The sequence below is a fragment of the Paraburkholderia sp. ZP32-5 genome (genome assembly GCF_021390495.1).
In the GTDB taxonomy this organism is placed as follows: Bacteria; Pseudomonadota; Gammaproteobacteria; order Burkholderiales; family Burkholderiaceae; genus Paraburkholderia.
In genome coordinates this window covers 3,593,227-3,605,846 of record NZ_JAJEJP010000001.1, presented here as the reverse complement: position 1 = coordinate 3,605,846, position 12,620 = coordinate 3,593,227, and the positions used below count along the sequence as shown (strand labels likewise).

Sequence of the window (12,620 nt, the reverse complement as noted above, 5' to 3'; positions counted from 1 at the left end):
TTGCCTGCGCAGGCACTGGCGTCATGATTTGACGCCAAACTTCGCGGTAAAGACGGCAAAAGCCCGCCAATTGGCGGGCTTTTGCTTTTATGTTTGCTATGTTCTTGCCACCCTTACGAGGCGGCATCTCTCAAAACTTCGCGCAACTAGCTGCGAAACCCCCCGCCTACCAGCCGCCCCAGCGTGCCGCGAGCGCCGCAAGTACCGCGATCCCCGCTGTTTCGGTGCGCAAAATCCGCGGCCCGACGCCTACCGCGGTAAATCCGCGCTCGACAGCCGCAGCTTCCTCGTCGGCGGAAAGACCACCTTCGGGGCCGATCAACACCGTTACTCCGCCTTGCGGCGGCGCGTCAGGCAACGCTGAAAAGCCGATGCTCGCGCGCGGCGACAGCAGCAGGCGCAATTCCCCCGGCGCTGACTCGCGCGGCAGCGCATCGAGCCAGGCGCCGATCTCCTGCACCGGCATCACCTCCGGCAGACGATTGCGCCCGCATTGTTCGCACGACGCCCGCACGACGCCTTGCCAGTGCTGCTGCCGCCGTTGCGCGCGCTCGCCCGCGAGCCGCACGACGCTGCGGGCGGTGGAAAGCGGCACGAAGCCCGACGCGCCGAGTTCGACCGCCTTCTCGATCAGCCAGTCCATCTTGTCGCCGCCCGCGATGCCTTGCGCGAGCGTGAGCCGGTACGGCGGTTCGACTTCGATCGCGCGGAATTCGCGAATCTTCACGCGGGCCGAGCGACGTTCCACCTCGACGAGTTCGGCGCTGTATTCGCCGCCCTCGCCGTTGAACAGAGTGATTGAATCGCCGGGCTGCAGACGCAGCACGAGCACATGACGCACGACGTCATCGGGCAGAGCTACGACATCATCGGGATAAAGCGGTGTGGCGACGAAAAAACGGGGCATCGACGAAATACTCATTGACTCAGGAAAGGTGGCGCGCGAGCGCCCAGCGGTAGCCGTCGATATCTTCGACCTGCGCGAAGCGGTCGCCCCAGAACTGGTCCTGCGGCTCGCTCAACGATTTCGCGCCGGCCGCGAGCGCCCGCGCATAAACGGCGTCGACATCCTCGACATAGACATAGAACGATTGCGGCGCGATCGTGCCGGCGCTTTTCGGCGTTTTCGCGGTCGAGCCGAACGCGCCTTCGGGCGCGAACATCACGATCAACTGATCCTGATAGGTCATCTCGACGTGCATCACGGCGCCGTCATCCTGCACGCTGTCGCGCACTTCGAAACCGAACGCCGCCGAAAAGAACGCCATCGACGCACGCGCGTCGCGCACCGTCAGGTAAGGGGTCAGCCAGGGCACACCGGCGGGGCGGGAGGCGGTCATGGAGTTCTCCGGATCTCGAGGGTTGGCGGGATGCATGCCGCGAATCGCGACTGGCGGCCGGCTATCGGGTTCGACAAGCCGTGCCGGATCGCGCGCCGGCGAACACACGCAAAAAACGCTGGCATCGATCGAACCGATTCGTACAAGGTGTCCACGCGTCAACTGGATGGCTTCGACAATGGGCTCAGTTTATCGCGCAGCGCCCGCGATGCCGAGAACAGTGCCGCGTGCTGCGCCGGATCGTAATGCCGTAGCGAGTCGATCCCTCGCGCGGCGAGACGTTCGGCGAGCGTGTCCGCGGTCAGCGCGGTGGCGTCGAGCGTGTCGCTTGCGACGGCCATCATCCATAGCGAACCGTAGAGCGGGACGAAGGCGCTCATCGTGCGCACGTGCGTGAACGCGGCGCGCAGATCGGCGAGCAGCGCGCTCACGCGCGGCGCGTGAAAATACGGCGAGCCGAGATGCAGCGACAGCGCGGCGTCGGCGCGCAGCAGCCGTTTGAGCCGCGCGTAGAAGGCGGGAGTGTACAGGCCGGCGGCGGGTGAATCCGGCGGCGTCAGGTCGAACACGACCAGGTCGAACTGCGCGGCGGGTGTCGCCGCTGCGGCCGCGTCGACGTAATGCGCCGCGTCGCCGATCACGAGTTCGACGCGCGGATCGTCGAACGCACCACCGTGCACGTCCGGCAGATGCTGGCGCGTGAGGCGCACGACTTCAGCATCCAGTTCCGCCACGACGATCTGCTCGATACCCGGATGCTTCAGCAATTGTCTGGCGGCGCCGCCATCGCCGCCGCCGAGCACGAGCGCCGCACGCGGCGCCGGATGGACGAGCGCGGCCGGGTGCACCATACATTCGTGGTAAATGAATTCGTCGCCGGCGGAGGTCATCGGCCGGCCGTCGAGTGTGAACAGCCGGCCGAGTTGCGGCGTATCCCAGATCTCGATCGTCTGATACGGCGATTCGACACGCTCGATCAGGCGCGCGTCGGCGAAGCCATAGACGGCATCGGGACTGGGCTGGAACAACAGCGAAGCATTCACGGCGGACGGGCTCGGCGAGAGCTTGGCGGGGCAGGTGAGCGAATTGTAAGGGCGCTCGCGCGCCCGCGCCCGGCTACGCGCGGGTGCGTGCGAGTGCGTGCGAGTGCGTGCGAGTGCGTGCGAGTGCGTGCGTTGAACCACACGGCCAGACGGCTTGGCGGCCGGGCGCGGGTTAACCTTCTGTTAGAATGTGACGCTTTCAGCCTTGTCCGTTTGCTCTGCCCGTTTCGCGTCTTCTGGCGCCGCATCGTGCGCCGTAGCGAACTCGTCGCCGAGCTTCCGGGCCTCTCGCGCCCCGCTTTCTGACTTCGTCTCCGGACTCGACAATGACGACCCCGTCTCCCGCACCCACCTCCCTGATGGCTAACGCGATCCGCGCGTTGGCGATGGACGCCGTTCAAAAGGCGAACTCCGGCCACCCTGGCATGCCGATGGGCATGGCCGAAATCGGCGTCGCGCTGTGGTCGCGTCATCTGCGCCATAACCCGAAGAATCCGCACTGGGCCGATCGCGACCGCTTCGTGCTGTCGAATGGTCACGGCTCGATGCTGCTGTACTCGCTGCTGCATCTGACCGGCTACGATCTGCCGATGGAAGAGCTGAAGAACTTCCGCCAGATGCATTCGAAGACGCCGGGTCACCCTGAATACGGCATCACGCCGGGTGTCGAGACCACCACCGGCCCGCTCGGTCAGGGTCTTGCGAACGCGGTCGGTATGGCGCTCGCCGAGTCGCTGCTCGCCACCGAATTCAACAAGCCGGACGCGAAGATCGTCGATCACCACACGTACGTGTTCGTCGGCGACGGCTGCCTGATGGAAGGCATCTCGCACGAAGCGTGCTCGCTCGCGGGCGTGCTGAAGCTGAACAAGCTGATCGCGTTCTATGACGACAACGGCATCTCGATCGACGGCGAAGTGGTGCACTGGTTCCACGACGACACGCCGAAGCGCTTCGAAGCGTACGGCTGGAACGTAATTCCTGGCGTGGTCGGCCATGACGTCGACGCAGTCGACGCGGCGATCAAACAGGCCAAGCAATCGGACAAGCCGACGCTGATCTGCTGCAAGACCGTGATCGGCGAAGGCGCGCCGACCAAGGCCGGCAGCCACGATTCGCACGGCGCACCGCTCGGCGACAAGGAAATCGCGGCGACCCGCGAGGCGATCGGCTGGAAGTGGGAGCCGTTCGTGATTCCGCAGGAAGTTTACGCAGCATGGGACGCAAAGGAAGCGGGCGCGCGCTTCGAATCCGACTGGGACAAGGCGTTCGCGGCCTACGCGGCGAAGTATCCGCAGGAAGCGGCCGAGTTCAAGCGCCGCAGCGACAAGCAACTGCCGGCCGACTGGAAAGAGAAGGCGAAGGCGATCATCGCCGGCGCGAACGAGCGCGCTGAAACCGTCGCGACGCGTAAGGCTTCGCAGCAGGCAATCGAAGGCTTGTCGGCTGTGCTGCCCGAACTGCTCGGCGGCTCCGCCGACCTGACTGGTTCGAACCTGACCAACTGGAAGGCCGCCAAGCCGGTGCGCGTGAATGCCGAAGGCCGTGCCGCCGGCAACTACGTGAACTACGGCGTGCGCGAATTCGGCATGAGCGCCGCGATCAACGGCCTTGCGCTGCATGGCGGTTTCAAGGCATTCGGCGGCACCTTCCTGACGTTCTCCGACTACAGCCGCAATGCGCTGCGCGTCGCCGCGCTGATGAAGTCGCAGTCGATCTTCGTGTTCACGCACGATTCGATCGGCCTCGGCGAAGACGGCCCGACCCACCAGTCGATCGAACACGTCGCGAGCCTGCGTCTGATCCCGAATCTGCAAACGTGGCGTCCGGCCGACACCGTCGAAACCGCGGTGGCCTGGACCCATGCGATCGAGCATGAAGGTCCGTCGTGCCTGATCTTCAGCCGTCAGAACCTGCAGTTCAACGAGCGCACCGACGCGCAGATCGCCAACATCGAGAAGGGCGGCTACGTGCTGCGCGATTGGGATGAAGAAATCGTCGCGCGCAAGATCATCCTGATCGCCACCGGCTCGGAAGTCGAACTGGCGATGAAGGCCGTCGAGCCGCTCGCGCGCGAAGGCATCGCCGCGCGTGTCGTGTCGATTCCGTCGACGACCGTGTTCGACAAGCAGGACGCCGACTACCGCGAGCGCGTGCTACCGCACGGCGTGCGCCGCGTCGCGATCGAAGCGGGCGTGTCGGATTTCTGGCGCAAGTACGTGGGTCTCGAAGGCGGCGTGGTCGGCATTGACACGTTCGGCGAATCGGCCCCGGCAGGCGTGCTGTTCAAGCATTTCGGCTTCACCGTCGAGCACGTGGTGGAAACGGTCAAGGCCGCGCTCGGCTGATCTGGTGCAGGCGTTGCCGTCCGCGCCCGTCATGTGGCGGCGCGTTGCGGCAACCCCGCCGGTCAGGCGAACAGAAACGTATTTTTTTAGTCATCAGGAGATACATCATGACGATTCGCGTCGCAATCAACGGCTACGGCCGGATCGGCCGCAACACCCTGCGCGCCTTCTATGAAAACGGCAAGAAGCACGATATCGAAATCGTCGCCATCAACGACCTCGGCGATGCGAAGACCAACGCCCACCTGACGCAATACGACACCGCGCACGGCAAGTTCCCGGGCGACGTGTCGGTGGACGGCGACTACCTCGTCGTGAACGGCGACAAGATCCGCGTTTTGGCAAATCGCAACCCGGCCGAACTGCCGTGGGGCGAGCTGAACGTCGACGTCGTGCTGGAATGCACGGGCTTTTTCACGACCAAGGAAAAGGCCAGCGCGCACATCAAGGGCGGCGCGAAGAAGGTCATCATCTCGGCGCCGGGCGGTAAGGACGTCGATGCGACGATCGTCTACGGCGTGAACCACAATGTGCTGAAGGCATCGGACACGGTGATCTCGAACGCATCGTGCACGACCAACTGCCTCGCGCCGCTGGTCAAGCCGCTGAACGACAAGATCGGCCTCGTGAACGGCCTGATGACGACGATCCACGCGTACACGAACGATCAGGTGCTGACCGACGTCTATCACGAAGACCTGCGCCGCGCGCGCTCGGCCACGCACAGCCAGATCCCGACCAAGACTGGCGCTGCTTCGGCGGTCGGCCTTGTGTTGCCGGAACTGAACGGCAAGCTGGACGGTTACGCGATCCGCGTCCCGACGATCAACGTGTCCGTCGTCGATCTGTCGTTCATCGCCGCGCGCGACACGACGGTCGAAGAAGTCAACGCGATCATGAAGGAAGCGTCGGAAGGTTCGCTGAAGGGCATCCTCGGCTACAACGACGCGCCGCTGGTGTCGATCGACTTCAACCACAACCCGGCTTCGTCGACGTTCGACGCAACGCTGACCAAGGTGTCGGGCCGTCTCGTCAAGGTGTCGAGCTGGTACGACAACGAGTGGGGCTTCTCGAACCGCATGCTGGATACGGCTGTGGCGCTCGCGAACGCGAAGTAACTCGCACAAGACAGGCATCACGCTGCATGAAAAAGCCGCTCTTCGGAGCGGCTTTTTTTCGTCCACGGTTTTAGCTGGCTACGCCTACGGCGTCGGGAAATACACGCCGGCGCGCTGCGCGGCATTCGCAATGTGCGTCTCGATCGCCTTGCCCGCGGCGAGCGAGTCGCGGGCCTTCAGCGCATCCAGAATCGCGCGATGCTCGGTGTACGTGGACAACACCCGCTCGCGCCGATAGAACGGCATCCGCTGGCTCTCCTTCATGATTTCCGCGCTGCTGCGCAGGATCGATTCGATTGCTGCATTGCCGGCGATGCTGACGATCCGCATGTGGAATTCGTAGTCGAAGCGCGCGGCTTCATCGAGTTCGTCGCAGGCGAGCGCGGTTTGCATCGCGGTGACGTTTTCCTCGAGCCAGTGGAGGTCGCTATCGCTGACCGCGAGCACCGCCATCCGCGCGACGAAGCCTTCGAGCGCATAGCGCATCTGATAGGTGTCGGGCAGCGACGACTGCTCGGCGAAACGCCATGTCTGCGCGTTTTTCGCCTCAGCGCTTTCGACATACACGCCTTTGCCGGGACGGATCACGAGCAGGCCGAGCGCTTCGAGCGTCGACAGCGCTTCGCGCAACGAGGCGCGGCTGATCGACAGTTCATCGGAAAGCTGGCGTTGCGCCGGCAGCAGACTGCCCACCGGATAGACGCCCGCTTCGATCCGCTCGCGAATGGTCGCGATCGCGGCGTCGGTGACGGTATGCGGCACGTTTTTCATGACGGCTCACTCGCTGGCGTGGTCTGACCAGCATTGTAGTACGCGATTCAGACGGGCGCGCCGCGCGATGGCGAGGCACTGGAATCCGACCCGAAATCGCCGAAAAAACAACGGGTAAACACTGTTCGACGAATCCTTGACGTGAGTATATCGGCTTCCTACTATTCGCCATAACAGTACTGGTCCGACCAGTCTGAACAGAATCAACCCAGAGACATCTTCTTCAGGAGGAAGCCGTGTTGAAGTTCTTCAATTCGCTATTTGGGCGGGTCGTCATCGCGCTCGTGGTGGGCATCGTGCTCGGTGCCGTTTTTCCGCATTTCGCGCAGTCGTTGCGTCCGCTCGGCGACGGTTTTCTGAAGCTCATCAAGATGGTGATCGGGCCGATCGTGTTCTGCGTCGTCGTGAGCGGTATGGCGCACGCGGGCGACCTGCGCAAAGTCGGGCGCGTTGGCGTGAAGGCGGTGGTCTACTTCGAGGCGATGACGACGATCGCGCTGGTGATCGGCGCGGTGCTAGCCTATGCGACGCGTCCCGGCGCCGGCATGAACATCAACCTCAATTCGCTCGACGCGGCCTCGCTCGCGAGCTACACCGAGCACGCGAAGAGCCTGAAGGACACCGCGGGCTTTCTGCTGAAGATCATCCCCGAGACCGCGATCAACGCGTTCGCGACTGGCGACATCCTGCAGATTCTCGTGTTTTCGGTGCTGTTCGGCTCCGCGTTGTCGCTGCTCGGCAAACGCGCGCAGCGGGTCAGCGGGTTGATCGACGAGTTGTCGCAGGTGTTCTTCCGCGTGATGAGCTTCATCATCAAGCTCGCGCCGCTCGGCGTGCTCGGCGCGATCGCATTCACGACCGGCACCTACGGCGTCGAGTCGCTGAAGCAACTCGGCATGCTCGTACTGGTGTTCTACCTGAGCTGCATCGTGTTCGTCGCCGTCGTGCTCGGCGCGGTGATGCGGCTCGCGGGCTTCAGCATCTTCAAGCTGATTCGCTATCTGCGCGAGGAACTGTCGATCGTGCTCGGCACAGCATCGTCCGATGCCGTGTTGCCGCAGATCATGCGCAAGCTCGAATGGATGGGCGTCAAGGATTCGACGGTCGGCCTCGTGATTCCGACAGGCTATTCGTTCAATCTCGATGGCTTCTCGATCTATCTGACCCTCGCGGTGATCTTTATCGCGCAGGCGACCAACACGCCGCTGTCGATGCACGACCTGATCGTCGTCGTGCTGGTGTCGCTGGTGACGTCGAAGGGCGCGCACGGTATTCCGGGCTCGGCGATCGTGATTCTGGCGGCAACCCTGTCCGCGATTCCGGCCATTCCCGTGCTCGGCCTCGTGCTGATTCTGCCGGTCGACTGGTTCGTCGGCATCGCCCGCGCGCTGACCAACCTGATCGGCAACTGCGTGGCGACGGTGGTCGTTGCAGTGTGGGAGAACGATATCGACAGAGCGCGCGCGCATCGGGTGCTGAACCGCGACGCCGCGCTGCGCTACGTGCCCGCCGTCGACGACACGCTCGCCGAGCCGGTCGGCGGTGAACACGCGCCGGCGGTCTGACCAGCGAGCGCGTATCGCTATCGCGTTGCAATGAGATTTCGCGCGCCATCGCCGCGCGCACTCCCCGCGCCGGCGGATGCCTCGACTCCGCCGGCCGTTTTCTGAATAACCTTTCGCTACCCGACCAACATCATGGCCAATCCGATCCTCGACCCGAACGCTCCCGCCTTCACGCGCCGCTACATGAACCTCGCCGATCCGCGTCTCGGCGCGCAGGCGCTGTTCGCCAGCGACGAATTCTTCGCACCGAAAGAGCGCATGCTCGAACCGCAGCCGGCGGTGTTCATCCCCGGCAAATACGACGACCACGGCAAGTGGATGGACGGCTGGGAAACGCGCCGCAAGCGCACGACCGGCCACGATTACTGCGTGATCCGGCTCGCGCGGCCGGGCGTCGTGCACGGCGTCGATCTCGATACCAGCCATTTCACCGGCAACTTTCCGCCGGCCGCGTCGATCGACGGCTGCTATGTCGAGGGTAGCGCTGACGGCGAAGCGCCGCCCGATCACGCCGACTGGCAGACGCTCGTGCCGGCCACCACGCTGCAGGGCAACCAGCACCACTATGTGGAAGTGAACGATGCGCGTCCGTTCACGCATCTGCGCGTGAACCTGTATCCGGACGGCGGGCTCGCGCGTCTGCGTGTATACGGTCAGCCGCAGCGCGACTGGAGCCGCGTCGAGCGCGGCACGCTGCTCGATCTCGCGGCGATCGAAAACGGCGCGTACCTGGTCGCCGCGAACAATCAGCATTTCGGCCCTGCGACGCAGATGCTGATGCCGGGCCGCGGCGTCAACATGGGCGACGGCTGGGAAACGCGCCGCCGCCGTGAGCCGGGCAACGATTGGGCGATCGTCGCGCTGGCGCGTCCCGGCGTGATCCGCAAGGTCGAAGTGGACACCGCGCACTTCAAGGGTAATTTCCCCGACCGCTGCTCGCTGCAGGCGGCTTCGGTAACGGGCGGCACCGACGACTCGCTCGTCACGCAGGCGATGTTCTGGCCGATGCTGCTCGACGAACAGAAGCTGCAGATGGATCACGTGCACACGTTCACCGATGGGCTCGCGGCGCTCGGGCCGGTCACGCACGTGCGCTTCAATATCTTTCCCGACGGTGGCGTGTCGCGTCTGCGCCTGTGGGGCGAGATCGCGTAACGCGGCGAACTGGGAGCAATGCGTATGAAGACCTTGCAGATCGAGCGCCTGACGCGCGCGGCGTTCGCGCCGTTCGGCGACGTGATCGAACTCGACGGCGCGCGCCATTTTCCGATCAACGGCGGCACGACCGAGCGTTATCACGACCTCGCCCGCGTCGACGTCATGGAGCAGGGCGGGCGGCCGCTGATCAACCTGTTTCGCGCGCAGCCGCGCGCACTGCCGGTCGACATCACGATGATGGAGCGGCACCCGCTCGGCAGTCAGGCGTTCGTTCCGTTGCAGGCGGGGCGCTATCTGGTGGTGGTCGCCCCGGCGGGGGAATTCGATCCCGCGTGCATGCGCGCGTTCTGGACCGATGCGTGGCAGGGCGTCAATTACGCGAAAGGGGTCTGGCACCATCCGCTGCTCGCGCTCGATCGGGTCAGCGATTTCGTCGTGATCGATCGCGGCGGTGAGCAGCCTAATTGCGATGAGTTGCAACTCGCCGAGCCGTGGCGGCTTGCATTCGAGACGAGCGTCGAGGCGTTGGCCTGACGGCCCTTGTGCTGGCAGTACCGCAAAGAAAAAGACCCGGCCGATTTCCATCGGCCGGGTCTTTTTTTGATGTGCCGGACCGCCTACTCCCGCGCGGCCGGCGGCGCATCAGTGCTTGCGATGCGGGCAGTTCTCCTTCGTACACACTCCATACAGTGCGAGCGCGTGTTCCTGCAGCTTGAAGCCGCGTTCCTTGGCGATGGACTGCTGGCGGCTTTCGATTTCGGAATCGAAAAATTCTTCGACGAGGCCGCAATCGAGGCACACGAGGTGGTCGTGGTGCGACCCTTCGTTCAGTTCGAACACCGCCTTGCCCGACTCGAAATTGCTGCGCGAAAGCAGGCCGGCCTGCTCGAACTGCGTCAGCACCCGATAGACGGTGGCGAGACCGATATCGAGTTCCTCATGCAGCAGGTTGCGGTACACGTCTTCGGCGGTCAGGTGGCGCACCGGGCTGTGCTGGAAAATCTCAAGGATTTTGAGGCGCGGAAGGGTCGCCTTGAGCCCGATATTCTTGAGATCGGTTGGATTGGTCATGACAAGGGATCCCTAGAGTACAATGCTGGGCTCTCATAGTAATGTGTTTTTGCCGTTCTGGTCATCTTCGATGGAATGAAGCGCGGCTCGTCAGCGGGCCCGCACGGTGAGTGAAATGATTTCTAAATCTGAATTGATTTACCGGGGGAGCCGCATGCGGGGTACCTTGATCGCTGTTGCGACTGTCGCGGTTCTTGCCGGATGTTCCACCTACGACAGCCTGACCCAGCGCATCGCTCAGAGCATTACGCCGTATCGCATTACGGTTGTGCAAGGTAATTTCGTGTCGCAGGAAATGGCTGACCAGATGAAGGTCGGCATGTCGCGCGCGCAGGTGCGCCAGTTGCTCGGCACGCCGTTGCTGACCGACATGTTCCACGCCGATCGCTGGGATTACGTGTTCTACTTCAAGCGCGGCTCGACGGCGATCGTCCAGCAGCGCGACTTCGTCGTGTTCTTCTCGGGTGACCTCGTGACCCACTGGACCGGCGGCGAAGATCTCCCGACCAATCTCGAATTGCTGGCCGAAATCGACGGCGACCGGCGCGGCCGCCGGCCGAACGCGGCGCCGGTGCGCGCGACGAGCGCAGCCGAAGCGGCGAACGCGGTGGCCGCGAGCGACGCCGCCGCGGCAGCGGCACCCGCTACGGTCGACACCACGCGCTCGCCGTCGGTCGACGGCGCGGTAGAGGCGGCTCAACCGTCGATGGACGCCAACGCGGAAGCCGCACAGGCCGCCAATCGCGCGACCAGCGCGGCGTCGCCGTCGGGCGGCGCGCCGTCCGTGCGCTCCGGCGTGCCGACCGTGAACGCTGGCGGCATCCCGACGCAAGGGCCGACGGCAGGTGGTCAGCCGCAGTTCCAGTTCCATCGTCCGCCGCCGCCAGTGCCGGCTAATCAGAGCAACCCGGTCGGGCCGACCGGCTCGCAGAGTAGCGGTAGCCCGAACACACAGTCTGGCGGCTCCGCGGCTCCGTCGGGAACGAGCAACTAATCCCGTCTGCCGGCGTTGCGCGACGCTTGCTTGAATGGCTGCTCGTCTCGTGGCGTTATGTCCCGGGGCGAGTTGCTCTAGTGAATTGCGCGGGCGGTCGACTGGTCAAGGTTGGCTGAGAAAGTTGCCTGAACGGTTTGCCCGAGCGTGCGACCGTACGTAGGCGGCCTAGGCAGCGCTAGGCGGGTGTCATGGTTCACGGCCCGCTGTTTGATTTGCCGTCCCGGCGTACTTTGGCCTGCGTCGCCCGCAGCCGCTGGTGCCTGTATTAGCCGGCCGTGCTCGCCGAACCGCGCATGCCGATGCCTATCAAGTGCCTTTCCGGCGCGTTCGCCGACGCATTGGCTGGGCGCATTTACCGGGACATCCCCGGTCGTATCTTTCGAATTCTCATCGTCATGAAAATTGCCATTGCTGGCGCATCGGGCCGTATGGGCCGCATGCTCATCGAAACCGTCCTCAACGATGCCGGCGCCACGCTGTCCGGCGCGCTGGATCGCGCGGACGCAGCGCAGATCGGCCAGGACGCCGGTGCGTTTCTCGGCAAGCAGACCGGTGTGCTGCTCACCGACGACATCGAGCGCGTCTTCGCCGACTCCGACTACCTGATCGACTTCACTCGCCCCAACGCGACGCTCGCGTACCTTGAAGCGGCGCAGCGCCATAACGTGAAAATGGTGATCGGCACGACCGGCTTCGACAACGAGCAGAAAGCACAGCTGCGCGCGGCGGGCGAGAAGATCGGCGTCGTGTTCGCATCGAACATGAGCGTCGGCGTGAACGTGACGCTGAAGCTGCTCGAATACGCGGCGCGGCACTTCGCAACCGGCTACGACATCGAGATCATCGAGGCGCATCATCGTCACAAGGTCGACGCGCCGTCCGGCACCGCGCTGACGATGGGCGAAGTGATCGCCAACGCGCTCGGCCGCAATCTCGACGATTGCGCGGTCTACGGTCGCGAAGGCGTGACCGGCGAGCGCGATCCGTCCACGATCGGTTTTTCGGCGATTCGCGGCGGCGATATCGTCGGCGATCATACGGTGCTGTTCGCAGGCATCGGCGAGCGCATCGAAATCACACACAAATCGGGCAGCCGTCTGTCGTATGCTCAAGGCGCGCTTCGTGCTGTACGCTTTCTCGAAGGGCACGCAACCGGCTTCTTCGATATGCAGGACGTGCTCGGCCTGCGTTGAGCGTGGCCTGTCGTTG

12 protein-coding genes are annotated in these 12,620 nt (G+C 64.2%); 7 read left to right on the top strand and 5 right to left on the bottom strand.

Annotation, left to right across the window (positions count from 1 at the left end; all coding sequences use genetic code 11):
• Positions 1 to 166 precede the first annotated feature (166 nt).
• The 3 genes from L0U82_RS15610 to speE all read right to left on the bottom strand — a co-directional run bounded on the left by L0U82_RS15610 (position 167) and on the right by speE (position 2,383).
• Positions 167 to 907, bottom strand: a complete 741-nt coding sequence (locus L0U82_RS15610) for a 16S rRNA (uracil(1498)-N(3))-methyltransferase (protein WP_233832112.1) — start codon at positions 905 to 907, stop codon at positions 167 to 169.
• Between the two features lie 19 nt (positions 908 to 926).
• Positions 927 to 1,340 (bottom strand): VOC family protein, encoded by a 414-nt coding sequence (locus L0U82_RS15605; RefSeq protein WP_233832110.1) that lies wholly within the window; start codon positions 1,338 to 1,340, stop codon positions 927 to 929.
• Positions 1,341 to 1,498: 158 nt separating this feature from the next.
• Complete coding sequence (gene speE / locus L0U82_RS15600) at positions 1,499 to 2,383, bottom strand: polyamine aminopropyltransferase (RefSeq protein ID WP_233832109.1); 885 nt, start codon at positions 2,381 to 2,383, stop codon at positions 1,499 to 1,501.
• A gap of 326 nt (positions 2,384 to 2,709) precedes the next feature.
• On the opposite strand from speE, the gene tkt reads away from it, so the two are divergent.
• A complete protein-coding gene (gene tkt / locus L0U82_RS15595; protein WP_233832107.1) occupies positions 2,710 to 4,731 on the top strand; it encodes a transketolase in 2,022 nt (673 codons plus the stop codon).
• A gap of 107 nt (positions 4,732 to 4,838) precedes the next feature.
• Positions 4,839 to 5,849 (top strand): type I glyceraldehyde-3-phosphate dehydrogenase, encoded by a 1,011-nt coding sequence (gap, locus tag L0U82_RS15590; protein ID WP_233832105.1) that lies wholly within the window; start codon positions 4,839 to 4,841, stop codon positions 5,847 to 5,849.
• Between the two features lie 84 nt (positions 5,850 to 5,933).
• Here the strand turns inward: gap and L0U82_RS15585 are convergent, their stop codons facing one another.
• Positions 5,934 to 6,620 (bottom strand): FadR/GntR family transcriptional regulator, encoded by a 687-nt coding sequence (locus tag L0U82_RS15585; protein WP_233832104.1) that lies wholly within the window; start codon positions 6,618 to 6,620, stop codon positions 5,934 to 5,936.
• A gap of 236 nt (positions 6,621 to 6,856) precedes the next feature.
• Between L0U82_RS15585 and L0U82_RS15580 the strand changes: the two genes are divergently transcribed.
• The 3 genes from L0U82_RS15580 to L0U82_RS15570 all read left to right on the top strand — a co-directional run bounded on the left by L0U82_RS15580 (position 6,857) and on the right by L0U82_RS15570 (position 9,877).
• The gene (locus L0U82_RS15580; protein ID WP_233832102.1) at positions 6,857 to 8,185 is read left to right on the top strand and encodes a C4-dicarboxylate transporter DctA; all 1,329 of its coding nucleotides are present in this window, start codon (positions 6,857 to 6,859) and stop codon (positions 8,183 to 8,185) included.
• A gap of 132 nt (positions 8,186 to 8,317) precedes the next feature.
• Positions 8,318 to 9,340, top strand: a complete 1,023-nt coding sequence (gene alc / locus L0U82_RS15575) for an allantoicase (protein ID WP_233832100.1) — start codon at positions 8,318 to 8,320, stop codon at positions 9,338 to 9,340.
• 24 nt (positions 9,341 to 9,364) lie between these two features.
• Complete coding sequence (locus tag L0U82_RS15570) at positions 9,365 to 9,877, top strand: ureidoglycolate lyase (protein WP_233832099.1); 513 nt, start codon at positions 9,365 to 9,367, stop codon at positions 9,875 to 9,877.
• A 108-nt stretch (positions 9,878 to 9,985) separates the two neighbouring features.
• Here the strand turns inward: L0U82_RS15570 and fur are convergent, their stop codons facing one another.
• The gene (gene fur, locus L0U82_RS15565) at positions 9,986 to 10,414 is read right to left on the bottom strand and encodes a ferric iron uptake transcriptional regulator (RefSeq protein WP_179734383.1); all 429 of its coding nucleotides are present in this window, start codon (positions 10,412 to 10,414) and stop codon (positions 9,986 to 9,988) included.
• A gap of 154 nt (positions 10,415 to 10,568) precedes the next feature.
• Between fur and L0U82_RS15560 the strand changes: the two genes are divergently transcribed.
• Positions 10,569 to 11,408, top strand: coding sequence for an outer membrane protein assembly factor BamE (locus L0U82_RS15560; RefSeq protein WP_233832098.1), 840 nt, complete (start codon positions 10,569 to 10,571; stop codon positions 11,406 to 11,408).
• A gap of 398 nt (positions 11,409 to 11,806) precedes the next feature.
• Positions 11,807 to 12,604, top strand: a complete 798-nt coding sequence (gene dapB / locus L0U82_RS15555; protein WP_233832096.1) for a 4-hydroxy-tetrahydrodipicolinate reductase — start codon at positions 11,807 to 11,809, stop codon at positions 12,602 to 12,604.
• The last annotated feature ends 16 nt before the right edge of the window (positions 12,605 to 12,620 follow it).